Below are 17,406 nucleotides of genomic sequence, written 5' to 3' on the forward strand. Positions count from 1 at the left end.
ATATTTATCCCACTAAGCTGCTTTGTCACACTGCACTCAAGATATTGAATGGAGTGAATAATGCAGAAAAAACGAATTGCGATTATAGGGGCTGGCGTTGCTGGTATGGCACTGGCTCTGCTGGTAAGCAAACAAGGACATGAAGTGAAGGTGTACGAGCGTGCAGCCGCGCACAGGGTGATGGGAGCTGGCGTTACGTTGTGGCCCAACGCGATGTTTGTGTTAGAGCAAATGGGGTTAGCATCGGACATCATTCGAGCCGGTGGGACACCCGAGTTTGTGTGTCAGTATGACCGCAGTGGAAACCGGCAAAGTGCGCTGGATATTGATGAGCTAAATCGACTTAGTGGTCACGCGACTGTGACCATATTGCGCCGTGATTTGATACAGATACTGGGTGACGCCCTAAGCGCGCAGGGGATATCTATTGCATTTGCAACCACAGTGACTGAGCAGGATATAGATAAGCTCAGACAGACATATGATTTAGTCGTTGGTGCTGATGGGAGGATGCACTCGGTGGTGCGTCAGGCGCTATTTACATCGCCAGTGTCACCGTGCTATCAGGGGTTTATCAATGTGATAGGGATCAGTCAGCTTCAGCCTGGCATCTTACCAAACAGTATTGGCGACTTCCGTTATTCTGGTGAACGTTTCGGCATCGTGCCTGTAAAGCCGGATATGTATTACTGGGCAGGGGCGTGGCGCACACCGCTCGATAAAAGTTGCAGTCAGCGCGATTGGCTGTGCGAGTTAAAACAGCGATTTGGCGGATGGGCTGAAGCGGTTCAATCTGTTTTGAGGCACGCTGAACCGGGCTCTGTCAGGGCTATTTTTGTGCATGATTTAGAGCCACTTCCATACTGGCATAAAGACAATGTCGTTGTAATCGGTGATGCCGCGCACGCTGCATTACCGACTTCAGGGCAAGGTGCGTGTCAGGCACTGGAAGATGCCTGGCTGTTGAGCTGCCTGATGTCACAGCAGCACGATTTCAGCGTGGTGCTCGGCAGGTTTTATCAGCTGAGGATAGAAAAAGTGACTATGGCCCAGGTTGCTGGGCGGCAATTGGCGCAGCAGCTGTTTTGCGGGTATCGTGAGGCATCGACCGCGCCGTCAGGTGTATCCCTGGCTCAGCTAAGTCAGCTATGGATGCAGGGGCTGACTTAGCATAAGGGTTGGATAGGTCTGCTGGCGTTGCAACAGAGTGAGACCCTAAAGGCGGTTATTCAGGCGGGTCTGCGGGTACCTCTTTACGCTTGCGCTGCTCTTGCTTCGCCTTTGCCACATTTTTAAATACGGGCGGTGGAATAGGAAACAAAGATAGCAATGGGAAGATTGCCATGACCAGATAAGCTGCTTTTGGCATCCCTTTGGCCCATTTCACTATCCTGATCAGACACCAGAGGCTGAGTACACTCAGTGTGAGAATCAGCCCTGCTGTTAGCATTGTCTGTATCAGAGACAGAGCGTCGTTGTTCATCAGCGTTATTCCTTTTACTTAGTTATACATCTTAATAGGTACGTGCTGGCTAAAAATCAAGCAGCTTGTATTGTGCTGAGATTGTTCAGAAAATCTGATTATGGTGCTTTTTTGATATAAGATTAATCCATTATTCCTATTTTTATGTTGCTTTTTTGTGTTTAAACACGCATCATGACCTCAGATTGCAAAGATAATAATGGAAGCACTCACTCCTAATGGAATAGGAAATCGCATCATACAGCGGAGGTAGATGTGTCATTACTTTGTGTTGTATTAGCCTGAATTTGGATGAACCGAACGAGTTTATTACCATGCTAAAAACATCACTTTCTTTGATTGCCCTGGTGGCGTCTTCTGTTTCTTACGCGAATACTTGTAGTGGCCAGCTATATGGCATTAATGCGGGTCGTGGCGATGTGGGGATTTTATTTGGTCTGAACGAACAAGATAACAGTGCTTACGCACAAACACTGGCGGAATTCAGTGCCTCAGCACTGGCTTATGACCCGGCCAGCAAACGCATGTATTATGTGTCAGCGCCCAGACCGTTTGAATATCAGGTTGACGTGAGTCACCTTAACCTCAGTGCAGAGCAGTTAACGCACCTTCCGATAGAAGGCAAGCGCTTTAAATATCTGCGCCTGGCATACTATGATTTTGCTACCGATACGCACACGCTGGTGGGCAGAACCTCTCAGGTGCTGAGTATGGTGTATGATCCCGAGCGCGATGTACTGCTGGGCACTGATTTTAAAAAGCTCTATGAAATAAATAAAAACACGGGTGAAGCGACAGAGCTGGGTGTACTGGGCTCGCTCAAAGGCAAGTTTCGTGGCGACTTAGTGATCCAAAATGGTAACTGGTATCTGATCACCAGTCGCAGTGTTTATCAGATAGATAAAACCACCTTCGAGGCCACTAAACTGGCGAACCATAGCCTGACCGCTGCCACAGGGGCTGCGTTAAATCAGGCCGGTGAAGTGGTTGTCAGCCGTACCCTGATCAACGACTATGGGCATGTGAATCGCTCCAAGCTATACAAACTCAATCCTCAGTCGGGTAATACCTGTTTACTGGCTACGGTGCCAGTGCGGCTCAACGATTTGGCGGTGAATACCGATCAGGCTGTGGCCTGTTACACCACACCGAGTTGTGAAACAGATCCTGAACCGACCTTCACGGTAGAAGCTGTCACTGATACGGTATCGGAAGGGGGGCAGCTCGAATATCAAGTGACTTTAAGTAATGCCTATTATCAGGATGTGACGTTCGACGTCAGTGTGCTGGATGACACCACCTCTGCCGATGATTACACCTCGCCATCTGCCAGCATCACAATTGCTGCGGGCGAAACCAGTGCGACCATTAGCATTGCTACCCTGGACGATGACAGCCATGAAGAAAGCGAGGCGCTGACCTTAGTGGTTGAGGGCGTAACACACACCAGTGGTTCCGAGACTGTTGCGGGCACCATAGAAGACAACGACCCCGCCTGTATCCCGGATAATTACACCCGCATTCATTACCAGTTTGTCAGCGAAAGCGCAGGCTACAACAATGACTGGGGTGTCCGGGTTAATGGTAGCTATGTGAAACTGCTGGACGAATACGGTGGCTCAGGCAGTTATGATGTCATTGAAGGGGCCAGTTATGACTATGTGCTATCCATTAATGGTAACCCTAACCAGCTGACCACCAATTATCGTGTTTATGGTGACAAACAGTATTGGGAAGACCAAAACGACCGCGATTATAACGACTTTATATTGAAGGTCTGGACATCCAGTATTCAAAAAGGCTGTGACTGATAAGTTCAGGACTGCCTTGGGCAGTCCTGACAATCTTGTGAGTATGGGTTACTCACCTTGTATAAAAGCCCGATATTCAGGGCCCAGATGCCTTAGCAATTGCTCACGTCGCACCTCGGTGTCATTGCCCTTCAAATAGCCTTTGATGGCATATCTTAGCGTCATAGGTTCCTTATCTTGTGGCCCGAGTATGTAGTTTGCTAATGTTTCGTCACTTTGCGTGTAGCCCAGCGCAGCCAGATTTGCAATACCATCCATAGCCGCGGCGCGAATACTCAATTCACGAGATTCGTAGGAAGGACCATGGGTGTGATCAGAAGAGATATTCGGTGCAAACGTATAGTCCGGTTTGGAGATCGCAATCTCATATAGTTTGTTGTTAGCCAGCGGGCTGTTCAGTTCACTTAGTATATGCACAGCAGACCAGCGCCGCATCTGACCTTCAACAGTAAGTGCAGTATCATCATAGATTTTGAACAGTTCAGGCACAACGAGATGGGCATTTTTGCGCAGGGTTTCCAGAGATTTAGCATATTGTTGATTTGCTTCCTCTCCCATACCAAATAAGTTATTGAGGTGGGCCTCAATCATTTGCTCTAGCTGAACGCTGCTGTAATTTATCGCACTGAGTTCAGACTGAGGATTCAAGTCTTCTGCTTCAGCAACAAGTTCGGCAGGGATCAGGCTGAACAGATCGAAAGGGTAATGTTGAATATGTACCCCTGCTTCTACCTGGATGCTTTTGGCTCTGAACTGGCCAACCTGCAACATATTATCAGGCAGGGTTGTCAGAGTGAGATGGGCATCTGGTGAAAACCATACGCCGTTAAAGGGGTGAGAGAGCGTGATGTCAGTTGAACCTAGGTATATTATTGCCAGTGCGCCATGCGTGCGATTATCGATAACTGGCAGAGTCTCTAGGTCGCCATGAACGTAAAGTACGGTGTGGTTTGTGTTTTCAGGGTTGTTTTCTATTATGATTTTAGTGTTTTCACCTGCGTTGAGTGACATCAGGTGAAAAGTTCCGGGCGTTATATGCCAGCTGGAATTCGGCTTAATAGTCACGTTTTGATAGCTGCCGGGTTTGCTGACCTGTTTTGCATTTTGCTTAACGCCCGTTGCTGTCACATGGACATTGCTCTTCGGTGTGTTGATTCGCCAGTTTAACTCTTCAATGCTCATGTCCAGTGCCGCAAGTTGTCGCAGGTTTTCAGGAGAAGTCGGCAACGGATTATTATAGCGCCTGGCATAGAACTGAGTGTTGCTCGGTGGTTTATGTGAAAAGTGCATGTCTTTAAATGCCAGTGCATGTTGCATGGCGTGACCTTCACCCGATATATCGAGAGTTTCAAAGCTAACGACGGATCCCGGGACTTGGCGAATATTGCCTGATACCAGATGTTCAATTGCACTTAATTGCAGGGCGCTGGACAGTTCGATAGATTTTGAGGCTGTCAGCGGGACATGCTTTAACGCCATGGCATTTAATTTGAATAGCGCTATCGAGCAAGCAATATTCGCCTCTGTTACTGCGCACGTTAAAGGTTTAAGTAAATCTTCAGCGGCGGCTTTACTGTTAGCGGTTGCACAAAATGGCAGGCCTAATGCTGTAACCAGAAACAGAAAATAGGAGTACTTCATACAATACCTTATGCAGCCCCTTTGCAGGGGCTGAGTTAAAACGAGCGTTATTTAGGGCCTGTCGCGACACAGATCCACGGAGGAGGCCCCATATTATGTGGGTTATGGCTGCATTCAACTTTGGTTGGTTGTTTACCATATTTATTTACAAAGCCAGATGTTGCTTGTGAGCGCACCGTTGACTCTACCCCGCCTGCTGCGGTGAAGGTTACTGTGTTTGATGGCTCTATAGGGCGACTTAAACCAGATGCCGTTGATTTATTGATGATTTCAGCATCTTTGTCTGCGTGATACGCTGGCGGTGTAACGAAGCGGCGGTTGATTGTGTAGTTTGCGTGTTGCTCAGCACTGGCCCGCATAGCCGGGGTTGCATCGTTAGCATTGACCGCAAACCACCACAACCATAATGCTTGATAAGTATTTGAGCCGTTATAGCTCCAGTTGGGATCACAGCTTGAACCGCTGCACGCACCACCGGCGTTACCATGTGATTTGTCCATATGTCTGGCTTCGTGTACGAGTGTTGCTGCTCGTCCAATCACATCCTGATCATACAGGCCTGCACGGCTGAAGCTCATTTCTGAACGTTTTACCCATTCCCAGCTATAGAACTTTTTCTCCCACTTAAATCTGGCAAATACACCTTCGTCACAAATTGAATGAGTGTTGTGAACGTCTTTTTGTGTTTCGTGATAGGCCCAGCCTAAAATTGAGTTATCACCCGATTTATCAGCGTTGTCCAGTAACCAGATACTGTTGAATAATCGCCCTTTCGGTGACGTGTAATCACATGCATTACCGGCAAAGCTACTTTCATTAACTGCAAAATTTGAACGATAAGTTGAGTACTTGTTGCTGTCACAAGATTTCCGACCAATTGCGGCTTCGAATCGGGCGTTGGTATCGCTTTTACTGTGTGAGCGACCGCACATTTCATAGCTGTCACTGCCAAAGGATAGCGTGGCAACTTGCGCGGTAGCGGTACAATACCAGGGGAGTGGATAATTAGTTGAGCGGCAACTGGTGCGTACGTTGGACAGTGGGTTACCATTTGCCTGCCGTTCAAGTGCAGAAATTGCAGCGATTTTGCCTTGTTCCTGAGTGTGGCCATAGGAGCCGGAAGAAATTGTTTTAGCAGCGTTTGCGGCAAATGGGGCCACCGTAATTGCCGCTACCAGTAGGGTATGTTTCATTCATTTTCCTTATTGATTTTGTAGTGTCACAGAGAACCTGATTAGGGTACATTGTGCGGAAACCAAATACAACGTGTTAATTTAAAAGTTACATTAGTTTTATTCATGTATTTAAATGTAATAATTTGACGGGTGTGTGATAAGGAGGCTGTGACCTTGCTGCTCAGCCTGGATAGCACTGAGCTGGCATGTAGACAGCCGGGATCGTGAATAAAACAGGTAAAGTGGTTTGAAATTGTCAGGACAAGATCTGGTTTACCTGGATATCGACTTCGTCAATGAGCAGCAATAGATCTGTATCACCTATGTCTTCATCCAGCTGAGAAAACAGAGTTGTAACTTGCCCCCTGTGATGAGTCTGGTGGTTAAAAAAGTGCATCAACAGGCTACTCAGAGGCTTGCTGAAGCTGGCACCTTTAGTATTGCGGTAAGTCAGGATGGTATCCAAATCGGACTCCTGCAGTTTATCCATAAAACATAAAATTTGTTTGTCGAGCCATCGACGATGTGTAGTCAGGCGAGAGAGGTCTTGAAAAAGGCACTGGGTCAGGCTGGTAGGGTCGGGCTGTTCCAGTACGGATTGCAGAGCGCTGGAGCCAGCACGGTTTGAAGCAAACCGTTTTAGCCAGATAATGTCTGCCACCACAAGGTGGTTTAATGTGCCAAATATTGAGCCGAAAAAAGCGCCTCGCTCTAGTTTTAATGCCTCTTCGCTCAGGCGGGCTGCTGCCTGATAGACTTTTTGATTCATCCATTGATTATAGTCGGCCAGCAATCTGAACTGGGTTAGTTGGCTCATGTGTGTTTCCTTCAGTTTACCTGAACAGAGTTATAATCCCGATAGGTGCGGAAAACAAGCCTTTCTCAGATTCATCATCCTGTAAAAAAACTGCGCTAGCGCAAGCAATTTTAATTTTACTCAGCTAAAATACCCGGTTATACGCTATTCTCAGCCGTGCTGCCTGTGCAGGTATCTGTAAGCTCGCAGTGGTACGGTGTTCTTTGCTCAATGACACGGGGTTTGTATGTCTGACAAGTGCTATATCACGGCGCAACAATTACTTGAAGATTCATTTCGACTGGCCGCTCAGGTTTATGAAGATGGCTTTCGTCCTGACTTTATTATCGGCATCTGGCGTGGTGGTGCGCCTATCGGGATTGCAGTTCAGGAATACTATGATTACAAAGGCATAGAAACCGACCATATCGCCGTGCGTACCTCGTCTTACTACGGCATTGGCAAGCAGTCGAAAGAGATCAAGGTACACGGTTTACACTATATTGTTGAAAACGCTAACGCGGGCGACTCGTTACTGATTGTGGACGATGTGTTTGATTCGGGCCGCAGTATTTATGCGCTGCGTGAAAAACTCGAAGAGCTGATGCGTCTGAACCTGCCAAAAGACATTCGCGTCGCTTGTCCGTATTACAAGCCGACCAATAAAAAAGTCCCTATGACGCCGGATTACTTTATTCACGAGTCGGATGAATGGCTGGTGTTCCCGCACGAATTATCAGGCTTAACGCCGGATGAGCTGATCGCCGGTAAATCAGATTTGGCCAATATCAAAGAGCTGTTTGCCAAGTAAGCTGGGCCAACAGGTATCAAGAAAAAGCCGCACGGATACTGCTCAGTGCGGCTTTTTTGTGGCCATAGATCTGTTACACTCGCGCTATTGTGCTTTTTGAGATGATGACCGTTTTCTATGACAACAGCCACGCCCGATTACCAGGCTATTTTGCAACACGTTGCACAGCAGGTTCAGCCCTTGTCCCAGCAGGGAAAGGTCGCTGATTATATTCCTGCGCTGGCTGAGCAGCCTCTGGGGCAGTTTGCTATTGCACTGCAAACTGCCGACGGACAGACCTTCAGTGCCGGCCACTGTGACAGCCGTTTTACCATTCAATCTGTCTCTAAGGTCATGACCCTGACGCTGGCGTTACAGCGTTATGGTGATGAGCTGTGGCAACGCGTGGGCAAAGAGCCGTCGGGGACGGCATTTAATTCACTCACGCAGCTTGAGTTTGAAAATGGCATCCCCCGTAATCCCTTTATTAATGCCGGGGCCATTGTTACCTGCGATGCTTTGTTCAGTCGCCTGAGTGCGCCTATTCACACTATGCTGGAAAGCTATCGCTGCCACACAGCGAATCCAAAAGTGGCTATTAACAAGGTGGTGGCGCAATCTGAGTACGATCATCGTTATCGCAATGCCGCTATGGCCTATCTGATGAAGTCATTTGGTAACTTTGATAACCAGGTAGAAGAGGTACTGTGGTCGTATTTTAATTTTTGTGCCATTGAGCTCAATGTATGCGAGTTAGCACGGGCATTTTCTTATCTTTCAACGGGCGGAATATGTCAGCAAAGTGGTCAGCAGGTGTTAAGTACACGTCAAACCCAACAGCTTAACTCTTTGCTGTTCACCAGTGGTTTGTATGATGCTGCCGGAGACTTTGCCTATCGGGTGGGGATGCCGGGTAAGTCCGGGGTGTCAGGCACCATCATTGCCGTTGCACCGGGTCGCTTTACGGTGGCGGTATGGTCGCCAGGGCTGGACAAAGTGGGTAATTCCGTTGCGGGTATTGCGGCGCTTGAGTTATTGGCTGAAAAGCTGGGCACCGCATTATTTTAGGTGATAGTGAGATACAAAAAACGGGAGCCATAGCTCCCGTTATTATTGCTTACTGGTCCCAGTAAGTTTGTTCGAGCGAGTCTTCGCGCTCTGGCAAGCCACGCGACAGCCGTGGTGAGTGCTGTACTAATACCTCATAGCTGGCGCGGTTAGCATATTTGCTGATCTGTGCCAGTGAAGAGTAGGTAATTGCATGCTGCTCATGTTTGGCTGAATTTGGCACGTTGAGCTTGTGATAGACGTTCGCCGACAGGTCGTGTAAGACTGCCGCTAATGCACAATCTCCGGCACCATTGGTATTTTTAATGGTATCCGGGCCACCCATGTAAGGAGCGGTATGGCTGTACGCTTTGATTGGCTGTTTACACGCGCTACGGCGCATTGCCCGGGAGAATTCATACTGGTTGAATTCAGGGATAGCACCTGGCAGCAGTGGGTACTCGGTTTCGCGTTTCTTCTCATCATCTACGTAACCGGCCATAAACAGGCCCTTAGGTCCGGCTGTACAGATCACTAAATCAACCCAATCCAGCGCTTTGTCAGCGGCCAACAACGGATCGTCAAAACCGGTGATCGCTTCGCCTTCTTCTTCATTCATGGCCAGAATGTCGACGTGTTTTTCGACGAACTCTGCCCACCAGGTCGGGTCTTGCTCAATCAGGAACTTAGTCCCCAGTGTTAATACCACAGGCACACCGGCATCGTTGGCATATTTCACCGCCTGCATGGTGGCCTGGGTCATGGTTTCTTCACCTGAAGTACGCATCAGATAAGCGCTGATCACCAATGCTGAGGCGTGTTCAATCAATGACTTGTCAATTGACTCAGGTTTAAGGTGGTTCATCATGCCGGCGCTGATGGCGAAGGTACGTTCGCCACTGTCGTCAATCAGTGTAAAGCAGCGGCCGATGGGACCTGGTACGGGTTGCAGATAATCAAGATCGACCCGGCTGGAGGTATTACACAAAAACTTATACGCATAACTGCCTATCTGAATGTTTTCGCTCATGACGCCCAGTAACACCGAGCGGCTATCAGCCAGCACTGAGTAGTTGTGCATGGTATTGCCAATGGTGCCGCCAGCAAATTCATAGTCAATCATGTCATCACGTTTCAGGCGATCGTAAAGCGCATTGGTGACATCATTGTCTATCACTTGAGACATACCGCGTTGCAACCCAAACTCATCAAGGAAGGCCTGATCGACCTTAGCTTCGATGTCCACTACGATTTGGTCTATACCACAAATGTAGTTGCGTTTAAGTCGATCAACGACATGTAACTGGTTAATTATAGGGTCTTTATCTTCGACTGGAAAATAATGTTTATGTCTTCTGCGGCCCGGAAATTTCATGTTCTACCCGTGTGTGTTGAGCTCGTCAAATAAAAAAAGCGGCGAATTATAGCTTAAATTGATGTCAATGAGCCATGGCAATTTGCTAATTTTAGCAATATAACTGTCACAGTGCGCAGTTCGCGACAATAAGCTAGAATATCCCCCATTTTGTACCCAGGAGCATTTAGGTGGACGAACAACAGCAAGATCTGTATTGGATGCAACGTGCATTGGAGTATGCCGACAAGGCCGAGCAGGAAGATGAGATCCCGGTTGGCGCCGTCGTAGTAAAAGACGGTGAACTGGTTGGTGCTGGCTGGAACCGCTCTATTTGTTGTCACGATCCGTCGGCCCATGCGGAAATGCTGGCGATCCGGGATGCCGGTCAGCGCATCGAAAATTATCGCCTGGTAGATTGCACTTTATATGTCACGCTGGAGCCATGTCCTATGTGTGCTGGCCTGTTGGTACATAGCCGGATCAAACGGGTGGTGTTTGGTGCTTCGGATGCGAAAACCGGAGCTGCGGGGTCAATCATGAATTTGCTGCAGGAGCCCAAGCTGAATCACCAGGTTGAGGTGACTGGCGGGGTCTTAGCCGAGCAATGTGGCGAGAAATTATCGGCATTTTTTCGGCGTCGGCGCAAAGAGATCAAGGCACAGAAAAAAGCCAGGAAAGCGGGGTTAGACGATCAAGCAGCTCAAGATTGAGCCGCTCTTTCGTCTGCCGCTATCTGGATCAGTGCATAGATGCGACGGCGTAATAATATCTTACGGTTGATGTTGCGTAACATAATACGGCGACGATTTGGGTTCGTGTTGCGCGTGTTACGTTTAAACTGATGAGTTCGACGTCTTCTTAGCATCGTAACCTCCATTTTTAGTGAGAGAACAACTACGCGCGACAGCTATAGCGTATTCGTATGTCAACTTGATGACATGATCTGAATACCGTACCGGACACTTAACAGAACGCCTTGTAGATCATTGGGCTGGTTGCTCTGAGTCTGTATTGACTTGAAGGGCCCCATTTTCGTCCAACCAGATCAGGGCGTCGTAGTATCGGCGAATATTATCTACATAGGTCACTGCCACATCGCCGCGCGCATATCCATATTTTGTCTCTCGATAGTAGCGCTTTTTAGTCAGTAGTGGTAGTCGTTTTTTCACCTCTGCCCAGCTGGTTGGCGAGCCCCCCTGACGCATCGTGAGTTTGCGTGCGTCATTCACATGACCCCACCCAACGTTATACGCCGCAAGTGCAAACCAGGTTCTGTCTGGCGCACCGATCTGTTTGGGGATGCGATTAATGAGTTTACGTAAATAGCGGGCGCCACCGCGAATATTCTGTTCCGGTTTAAGCCTGTGTGTTACGCCAACTTGTTTGGCTGTGCGCTGTGTGAGCATCATGATCCCGCGTACCCCGGTGGGCGATTTAGCCCTGGGATTCCACATTGATTCCTGGTAGCTCAGTGCGGCGAGTAAACGCCAGTCCAGCTGGTGTTGCTCAGCATATTGCATAAACCAATCCTGATATTTAGGCAGTGTGGTTTTACTCGCTTCGACAAAAGCCAGGGTGTTGACGTAATTAAAGCGTCTGACATGGCCAAAGTACTTCTCTTCGAGCGCGGCCAGTTGTTTAGATTGTTGCATCTTGGCAAAAAATGGCGGCAGCAGTGCATACAAAGAATCGTCATTTTCGTTGCGCAGCACCCAGGAAACCGGATCGGCCTGGGTGATGGAAAATGCAATGCTGACATTGGGGTGGTAACGCCGGAACAGGGCCAGCGAATGCGAGTCGACGACTGTGTATTGTATGTCGCCGTCGATGATCCCCTGCAATAGCTCTTCCTGATCCCGGTCATCGACGGTTTGCCAGCTGAGTTCAGGGTACTGCTTTTTTGCAAGCTGCAAAGAGATCACATGATGGCTGTCCGCTAAAACGGTCACAGGTCCGGTTAACTTGGCAAAGTTGCGCGGCCGGGTATTGCCTTGTTTAAAGACCAATTTTTGGCTGATCTCGCGATAGCTGGGGCCAAAACGAAAATGGGCAGCACGCTGAGGGTGATAGCTGAGTCCTGCCGCTGCCATGTCCAGATCGCCACTTTGCAGGCGTTCGAACAGCTTTTTTAGGCTGAAAAAAGGCACCATTTGCAACTCAACGCCCAGCTCATTGGCAAACTGCTCTGCCAGTTCATATTCAAACCCCTGTTCGCCACCAATGCCCTGATAAAAGGTCGCGGGTCCAACCAGGGTGCCAATGCGGATCACTTCCAGCGCTTTGATCTGTTGTAATTGAGTGGCGGGCATTTTTTCGCAGCTACTTAATAGCAATAAACAGCACAGTACCAGCACAGAGGAAAGCAAACGCATAAGTGACTTTTGGCTCCTTGACCAAATGAGAGTGACAGACCGCTCCATGCTCGCAATTAACGGTGCTTTTGTGAAGGGGCTTTTTTTCGATAATTGCTAAATTTGAGTTAAATAAGGAGGGCAAATCGACTATAATAGCGGCCCAAAATATCGTTCAATCCTTAACCCCGGATGAAAATACCTATGTTGATCCTACGTGGTGCACCTGCACTTTCTGATTTCAAAGTTCAAAAAATCCTTAAAAGCTGTAACGATGCGCAATTGCCAGTGACGGGTGTGTATGCCGAGTTTATGCATTTTGCTGATCTGACAGCGGAACTTTCTGAGTCTGAACTGGACAAGCTGAGCAAGCTTTTAAAGTACGGCCCGACCATTGCCGAACATGCGCCTGAAGGAACCCTGATTTTAGTCACGCCGCGAATTGGTACGATTTCGCCTTGGGCATCGAAAGCCACTGACATCGCCAACAACTGTGGCTTGGATAAAGTACACCGCGTAGAGCGTGGTATTGCCTACTATGTCGAGGGTGCGCTGAGTGCAGAGCAGATCGATGAGGTAGCCAAGCTTTTACATGATCGCATGACAGAGTCGGTACACAGCTCGCTGGAAGATGCCGGTCAGCTATTCCGCGTTGAAGAGCCACGCCCAATGTCATCTGTAGACATTCTTGGCGGTGGCCGTGAAGCGCTTGCTACTGCAAACGTTGAGCAAGGCTTTGCGCTGGCGGATGATGAAATTGATTACCTGGTAGAGAATTTCCAGAAGCTAGGGCGCAACCCCAACGACATCGAGCTATTCATGTTCGCACAGGCGAACTCTGAGCACTGTCGTCATAAAATTTTCAACGCCGATTGGACAATCGACGGTGAACAGCAGCCTAAGTCGCTGTTCAAAATGATCAAAAATACATATGAAACGCACCCTGAAAATGTACTGTCTGCGTATAAAGATAACGCAGCGGTAATGAAAGGCTCAAAAGCGGGTCGTTTCTTCCCGAATAAAGACGGTGAGTACAGCTACAATCAGGAAAACATTGAAATCCTGATGAAAGTTGAAACCCACAACCACCCAACCGCGATTGCCCCATTCTCAGGTGCATCAACGGGTTCTGGTGGTGAAATTCGTGACGAAGGTGCAACAGGCCGTGGTTCTAAGCCAAAAGCAGGTCTGGTTGGTTTTACGGTATCTAACCTGCGTATCCCTGGATTCGAGCAGCCATGGGAAAGCAACTTCGGTAAACCGGGTCGCATTGTTAATGCACTTGATATCATGATCGACGGCCCTCTGGGTGGCGCGGCGTTCAATAACGAATTTGGTCGTCCTAACCTACTTGGTTACTTCCGTACTTACGAAGAAAAAGTGAACAGCCACAACGGCGAGGAAGTACGCGGTTACCACAAGCCAATCATGCTGGCAGGGGGGCTGGGTAACATTCGTACTGAGCACGTACAAAAAGGTGAAATCCCTGTCGGTGCTAAGCTAGTTGCACTGGGTGGCCCTGCGATGAACATTGGCCTGGGTGGTGGTGCTGCATCATCAATGGCTTCTGGTCAGTCAAACGAAGACTTAGACTTTGCGTCTGTACAGCGTGAAAACCCAGAGATGGAGCGTCGTTGTCAGGAAGTGATCGACAAATGTTGGCAGCTAGGCGACGAAAACCCCATCGCGTTTATCCACGATGTGGGCGCAGGTGGTCTTTCTAACGCATTCCCTGAGCTGGTAGACGACGGTGGTCGTGGTGGTAAATTCCAGCTACGCAATATCCCGAATGATGAGCCGGGCATGGCACCACACGAGATCTGGTGTAACGAATCTCAGGAGCGTTATGTACTGGCCGTAGCTGCTGAAGACTTTGACCGTTTTGAAGCCATCTGTCAGCGTGAACGCGCACAGTACGCAGTTATCGGTGAAGCAACTGAAGAGCGTCACCTAACGGTCGCAGATAGCCACTTTGATAACAACCCAGTTGATCTTCCGCTTGAGGTACTACTAGGCAAAGCACCTAAAATGCACCGCGACGTTGAGTCGAAGAAAGTCGAAGGTGAAGCCCTTAACACTGACAGCATCGATGTAGAAGAAGCGGCTAAGCGTTTACTTCGTCTTCCTACTATCGCTGAGAAAACATTCCTTATCACGATTGGTGACCGTACGGTGACAGGTTTAGTGGCCCGTGACCAAATGGTTGGCCCCTGGCAGGTACCGGTAGCAAACTGTGCTGTGACAGCAGCTGCGTTTGACACTTACCACGGTGAAGCGATGTCAATGGGTGAGCGCACACCTGCGGCACTTCTAAACTACGGTGCCTCTGCACGTTTGGCTGTCGCTGAAGCGTTAACGAACATTGCTGGTGCCAACATTGGTGGTCTTGAGAACATTAAGCTATCTGCAAACTGGATGGCCGCAGCAGGACACCCGGGTGAAGACGCAGGTCTTTACGAAGCGGTTAAAGCCGTAGGTGAAGAGTTATGTCCGGCGTTGGGTCTCACTATTCCGGTTGGTAAAGACTCGATGTCGATGAAAACCACCTGGCAAGAAGATGATGAAGATAAAGCGGTAACTGCACCACTTTCTCTGATCATCACTGCATTCGGCCGTGTTGAAGACATTCGTAAAACGGTAACGCCTCAGCTTCGCACCGATAAAGGTGATTCAAGCCTGATCTTAGTTGATTTAGGTGCGGGTCAAAACCGCATGGGAGCATCAAGCCTGGCACAGGTTTACAAGCAGCTTGGTGACAAGACGCCAGACGTTGATAGCCCAGAGCTACTAAAAGGCTTCTACAACGCGATGCAAGCACTTGTCGCTGACGAAAAACTACTGGCTTACCACGACCGTTCAGACGGTGGTTTATTCACAACCGTTGCTGAAATGGCATTCGCAGGTCGCACCGGTGTCACGGTAAACCTTGATAGCTTAGTTGGTTCTGACATTGAAGTACTTTACACCGAAGAGCTGGGTGCCGTTATTCAGGTTCGTAACGATGACTTGGCTGCAGTTGAAGCGATTCTTGCTGATAACGGCCTGACGGCAATCAGCCATACTATCGGTGCACTCAACACGGAAGATAAAGTTATCTTCAACCGTGGCGGCGAAGCAGTACTGGCAAATACACGCACTGAATTACGTACTATTTGGGCTGAAACCACGTATAAGATGCAGGCACTTCGTGACAACCCAGCGTGTGCAAAACAAGAATTTGATGCCAAGTTTGACGAAAAAGACCCAGGTCTTAACGTAAAACTAAGCTTCGACCTAAACGAAGACGTTGCTGCACCTTACATTGTAACAGGTGCTAAGCCTAAGATGGCTATCTTGCGTGAGCAAGGCGTTAACTCACACGTTGAAATGGCCGCCGCATTTAATCGTGCAGGGTTTGCAGCGGTAGACGTACACATGAGTGACATTCTTGAAGGTCGCTTAACGCTAGATGAGTTCAAAGGTCTTGTAGCCTGTGGTGGTTTCTCTTACGGTGACGTACTAGGTGCGGGTGAAGGTTGGGCCAAGTCAATCCTGTTCAATGACATGGCATGCGACCAGTTCCAAACCTTCTTTGAGCGTCAAGACACGTTCAGCTTAGGTGTGTGTAACGGCTGTCAGATGCTATCAACTCTGAAAGAGCTTATCCCAGGCACTGAGCACTGGCCTCGTTTTGTAACCAATAAGTCAGAGCGTTTTGAAGCACGCTTCAGCTTGGTTGAAGTACAAGAAAGTCCGTCAGTATTCTTCCAGGGTATGGCAGGCTCTCGCATGCCAATCGCAGTCTCACACGGTGAAGGTCATGCTGAGTTTGCCAACGACGCAGCAGTAAAAGCGGCGCTTGAGTCTGGCACAGTGGCGGTTCAGTACGTTGATAACTTTGGTAAGCCGACTACGCAATACCCGAACAACCCGAATGGCTCACCAGAAGGGATCACAGGTATTACATCACTAGATGGTCGTGCCACAGTCATGATGCCTCACCCAGAGCGCGTATTCCGTGCAGTAGCAAACTCTTGGCACCCGGACGAGTGGAAAGAGGACAGCCCTTGGATGCGCATGTTCCGTAACGCACGTAAGAATGTTGGGTAAAACACGACCGAAACAACGTTTCGCAGCGTGTTTTACGCGAGTCATGGATGACGAGCCGGGCCGCAGCTTCAGGACGAATTAATCTGCAGTACTTCAACTAGCTCAAAAGAAAAGGGTCACTTCGGTGGCCTTTTTTATTGCCTGTCACATTACTATGTTCATGGTTTGGTATTATTCATCCTCTATACTTTCTCTCCTCAAGTTTTCTATGTAAATACCGATACAATGGTTGAATTAGAGGTACTTCCGGGCGCAGAGCGACGCCTACAGACCAATAATGACAGTCAAGGAGTGAGTATGGACATACAAGTACACCCAGGTAGCGCTTCAGTTAGCAAGCTGGTATCGCCAGCAAAAGTGCGTAATAGCAGCGATAAAGCGTCTGATGTTAAGGTAAGTGTGGAGATACAAAATCGCGACGAGGTTGATACCGTCTCCCCCTTACTGTCGCAAGAACTGGATGACGAGGCAGGTCAATATAAAGAAGACAATCCGGTATTCAAAGAAGACTATGAGGATCTGGAGAAAGCCATGGCGCTGATCCAGGCGTTTATCCGTAAGTTACAGGCACAACTCAGCAAGTTAATGCAGTCTGTGCAGCAGCGCCATCTTCAGGTGCAGGAAAACGAACAAGCAGAAGCGTCATCGGATTTGGTGCTCGTTGAGCACATTGGCTTAAAGCAATATCGTGACATTACTAAAGTGGATGAAATTGCACTGCTGGAACAACAGCTCTCTGAACACAAGCAACTCGAAGCTGATATTCGCGTCAATATGATTAAAATGATCCTCGCGGAGCGTGAGCGGCTCGAAGAGCTCAAGCGTAAGGGTAAGCTGTAAACCCGTTAGCCGACGAAATGATGGCC

14 protein-coding genes are annotated in these 17,406 nt (G+C 48.7%); 7 read left to right on the forward strand and 7 right to left on the reverse strand.

Going from position 1 to position 17,406, the window contains the following annotated elements; all coding sequences use genetic code 11:
- The first annotated feature begins 60 nt into the window (after nucleotides 1-60).
- A complete protein-coding gene (locus AT705_RS15560) occupies nucleotides 61-1,170 on the forward strand; it encodes an FAD-dependent monooxygenase (protein WP_058797276.1) in 1,110 nt (369 codons plus the stop codon).
- A gap of 55 nt (nucleotides 1,171-1,225) precedes the next feature.
- Here the strand turns inward: AT705_RS15560 and AT705_RS15565 are convergent, their stop codons facing one another.
- Nucleotides 1,226-1,483, reverse strand: a complete 258-nt coding sequence (locus AT705_RS15565; protein WP_208856785.1) for a hypothetical protein — start codon at nucleotides 1,481-1,483, stop codon at nucleotides 1,226-1,228.
- 314 nt (nucleotides 1,484-1,797) lie between these two features.
- On the opposite strand from AT705_RS15565, the gene AT705_RS15570 reads away from it, so the two are divergent.
- Nucleotides 1,798-3,294 carry a Calx-beta domain-containing protein gene (locus tag AT705_RS15570; RefSeq protein WP_058798023.1) on the forward strand — a complete coding sequence of 499 codons (1,497 nt, stop codon included), beginning with the start codon at nucleotides 1,798-1,800 and terminating at the stop codon, nucleotides 3,292-3,294.
- 48 nt (nucleotides 3,295-3,342) lie between these two features.
- On the opposite strand, the gene AT705_RS15575 is transcribed toward AT705_RS15570, so the two are convergent.
- The 3 genes from AT705_RS15575 to AT705_RS15585 all read right to left on the reverse strand — a co-directional run bounded on the left by AT705_RS15575 (nucleotide 3,343) and on the right by AT705_RS15585 (nucleotide 6,927).
- Nucleotides 3,343-4,935 (reverse strand): hypothetical protein, encoded by a 1,593-nt coding sequence (locus AT705_RS15575; RefSeq protein ID WP_058797277.1) that lies wholly within the window; start codon nucleotides 4,933-4,935, stop codon nucleotides 3,343-3,345.
- Nucleotides 4,936-4,982: 47 nt separating this feature from the next.
- A complete protein-coding gene (locus AT705_RS15580; protein ID WP_058797278.1) occupies nucleotides 4,983-6,128 on the reverse strand; it encodes a hypothetical protein in 1,146 nt (381 codons plus the stop codon).
- Nucleotides 6,129-6,366: 238 nt separating this feature from the next.
- Nucleotides 6,367-6,927 carry a DinB family protein gene (locus AT705_RS15585; RefSeq protein ID WP_058797279.1) on the reverse strand — a complete coding sequence of 187 codons (561 nt, stop codon included), beginning with the start codon at nucleotides 6,925-6,927 and terminating at the stop codon, nucleotides 6,367-6,369.
- A 226-nt stretch (nucleotides 6,928-7,153) separates the two neighbouring features.
- Here AT705_RS15585 and AT705_RS15590 point away from each other — a divergent pair, with 226 nt between their 5' ends.
- On the forward strand, nucleotides 7,154-7,717 hold the full coding sequence (locus tag AT705_RS15590; protein ID WP_010383043.1) for a phosphoribosyltransferase: 564 nt from the start codon (nucleotides 7,154-7,156) through the stop codon (nucleotides 7,715-7,717).
- A gap of 117 nt (nucleotides 7,718-7,834) precedes the next feature.
- Nucleotides 7,835-8,764 carry a glutaminase B gene (gene glsB, locus AT705_RS15595; RefSeq protein WP_049864619.1) on the forward strand — a complete coding sequence of 310 codons (930 nt, stop codon included), beginning with the start codon at nucleotides 7,835-7,837 and terminating at the stop codon, nucleotides 8,762-8,764.
- Nucleotides 8,765-8,813: 49 nt separating this feature from the next.
- Here glsB and AT705_RS15600 read toward each other — a convergent pair whose 3' ends face one another.
- Nucleotides 8,814-10,118 (reverse strand): inosine/guanosine kinase, encoded by a 1,305-nt coding sequence (locus AT705_RS15600; RefSeq protein WP_010383041.1) that lies wholly within the window; start codon nucleotides 10,116-10,118, stop codon nucleotides 8,814-8,816.
- Nucleotides 10,119-10,288: 170 nt separating this feature from the next.
- Here AT705_RS15600 and tadA point away from each other — a divergent pair, with 170 nt between their 5' ends.
- A complete protein-coding gene (tadA, locus tag AT705_RS15605) occupies nucleotides 10,289-10,810 on the forward strand; it encodes a tRNA adenosine(34) deaminase TadA (protein WP_058797280.1) in 522 nt (173 codons plus the stop codon).
- Here tadA and AT705_RS25500 read toward each other — a convergent pair.
- Together AT705_RS25500 and mltF are read right to left on the reverse strand one after the other, a co-directional pair.
- Complete coding sequence (locus tag AT705_RS25500) at nucleotides 10,801-10,965, reverse strand: hypothetical protein (protein WP_010383038.1); 165 nt, start codon at nucleotides 10,963-10,965, stop codon at nucleotides 10,801-10,803. The two genes, tadA and AT705_RS25500, sit on opposite strands and share 10 nt — an antisense overlap.
- A 118-nt stretch (nucleotides 10,966-11,083) precedes the next feature.
- On the reverse strand, nucleotides 11,084-12,472 hold the full coding sequence (mltF, locus tag AT705_RS15610; RefSeq protein ID WP_058797281.1) for a membrane-bound lytic murein transglycosylase MltF: 1,389 nt from the start codon (nucleotides 12,470-12,472) through the stop codon (nucleotides 11,084-11,086).
- Nucleotides 12,473-12,655: 183 nt separating this feature from the next.
- Here mltF and purL point away from each other — a divergent pair, with 183 nt between their 5' ends.
- A complete protein-coding gene (purL, locus tag AT705_RS15615) occupies nucleotides 12,656-16,540 on the forward strand; it encodes a phosphoribosylformylglycinamidine synthase (RefSeq protein WP_058797282.1) in 3,885 nt (1,294 codons plus the stop codon).
- A 297-nt stretch (nucleotides 16,541-16,837) separates the two neighbouring features.
- Entirely contained in the window at nucleotides 16,838-17,380 is a 543-nt protein-coding gene (locus AT705_RS15620; RefSeq protein WP_058797283.1) for a hypothetical protein, read from the forward strand.
- Nucleotides 17,381-17,406: the final 26 nt, after the last annotated feature.

The sequence above is a fragment of the Pseudoalteromonas rubra genome (genome assembly GCF_001482385.1).
GTDB lineage: Bacteria > Pseudomonadota > Gammaproteobacteria > Enterobacterales > Alteromonadaceae > Pseudoalteromonas > Pseudoalteromonas ardens.

What these genes read in the sequence shown, in the direction of transcription:
- AT705_RS15600 (WP_010383041.1), bottom strand. Translation starts at nt 10,118, where the DNA reads ATGAAATTTCCGGGCCGCAGAAGACATAAACATTATTTTCCAGTCGAA.
- AT705_RS15575 (WP_058797277.1), bottom strand. Translation starts at nt 4,935, where the DNA reads ATGAAGTACTCCTATTTTCTGTTTCTGGTTACAGCATTAGGCCTGCCA.
- AT705_RS15565 (WP_208856785.1), bottom strand. Translation starts at nt 1,483, where the DNA reads ATGAACAACGACGCTCTGTCTCTGATACAGACAATGCTAACAGCAGGG.
- AT705_RS25500 (WP_010383038.1), bottom strand. Translation starts at nt 10,965, where the DNA reads ATGCTAAGAAGACGTCGAACTCATCAGTTTAAACGTAACACGCGCAAC.
- mltF (WP_058797281.1), bottom strand. Translation starts at nt 12,472, where the DNA reads ATGCGTTTGCTTTCCTCTGTGCTGGTACTGTGCTGTTTATTGCTATTA.
- AT705_RS15590 (WP_010383043.1), top strand. Translation starts at nt 7,154, where the DNA reads ATGTCTGACAAGTGCTATATCACGGCGCAACAATTACTTGAAGATTCA.
- AT705_RS15580 (WP_058797278.1), bottom strand. Translation starts at nt 6,128, where the DNA reads ATGAAACATACCCTACTGGTAGCGGCAATTACGGTGGCCCCATTTGCC.
- glsB (WP_049864619.1), top strand. Translation starts at nt 7,835, where the DNA reads ATGACAACAGCCACGCCCGATTACCAGGCTATTTTGCAACACGTTGCA.
- purL (WP_058797282.1), top strand. Translation starts at nt 12,656, where the DNA reads ATGTTGATCCTACGTGGTGCACCTGCACTTTCTGATTTCAAAGTTCAA.
- AT705_RS15585 (WP_058797279.1), bottom strand. Translation starts at nt 6,927, where the DNA reads ATGAGCCAACTAACCCAGTTCAGATTGCTGGCCGACTATAATCAATGG.
- AT705_RS15560 (WP_058797276.1), top strand. Translation starts at nt 61, where the DNA reads ATGCAGAAAAAACGAATTGCGATTATAGGGGCTGGCGTTGCTGGTATG.
- AT705_RS15570 (WP_058798023.1), top strand. Translation starts at nt 1,798, where the DNA reads ATGCTAAAAACATCACTTTCTTTGATTGCCCTGGTGGCGTCTTCTGTT.
- AT705_RS15620 (WP_058797283.1), top strand. Translation starts at nt 16,838, where the DNA reads ATGGACATACAAGTACACCCAGGTAGCGCTTCAGTTAGCAAGCTGGTA.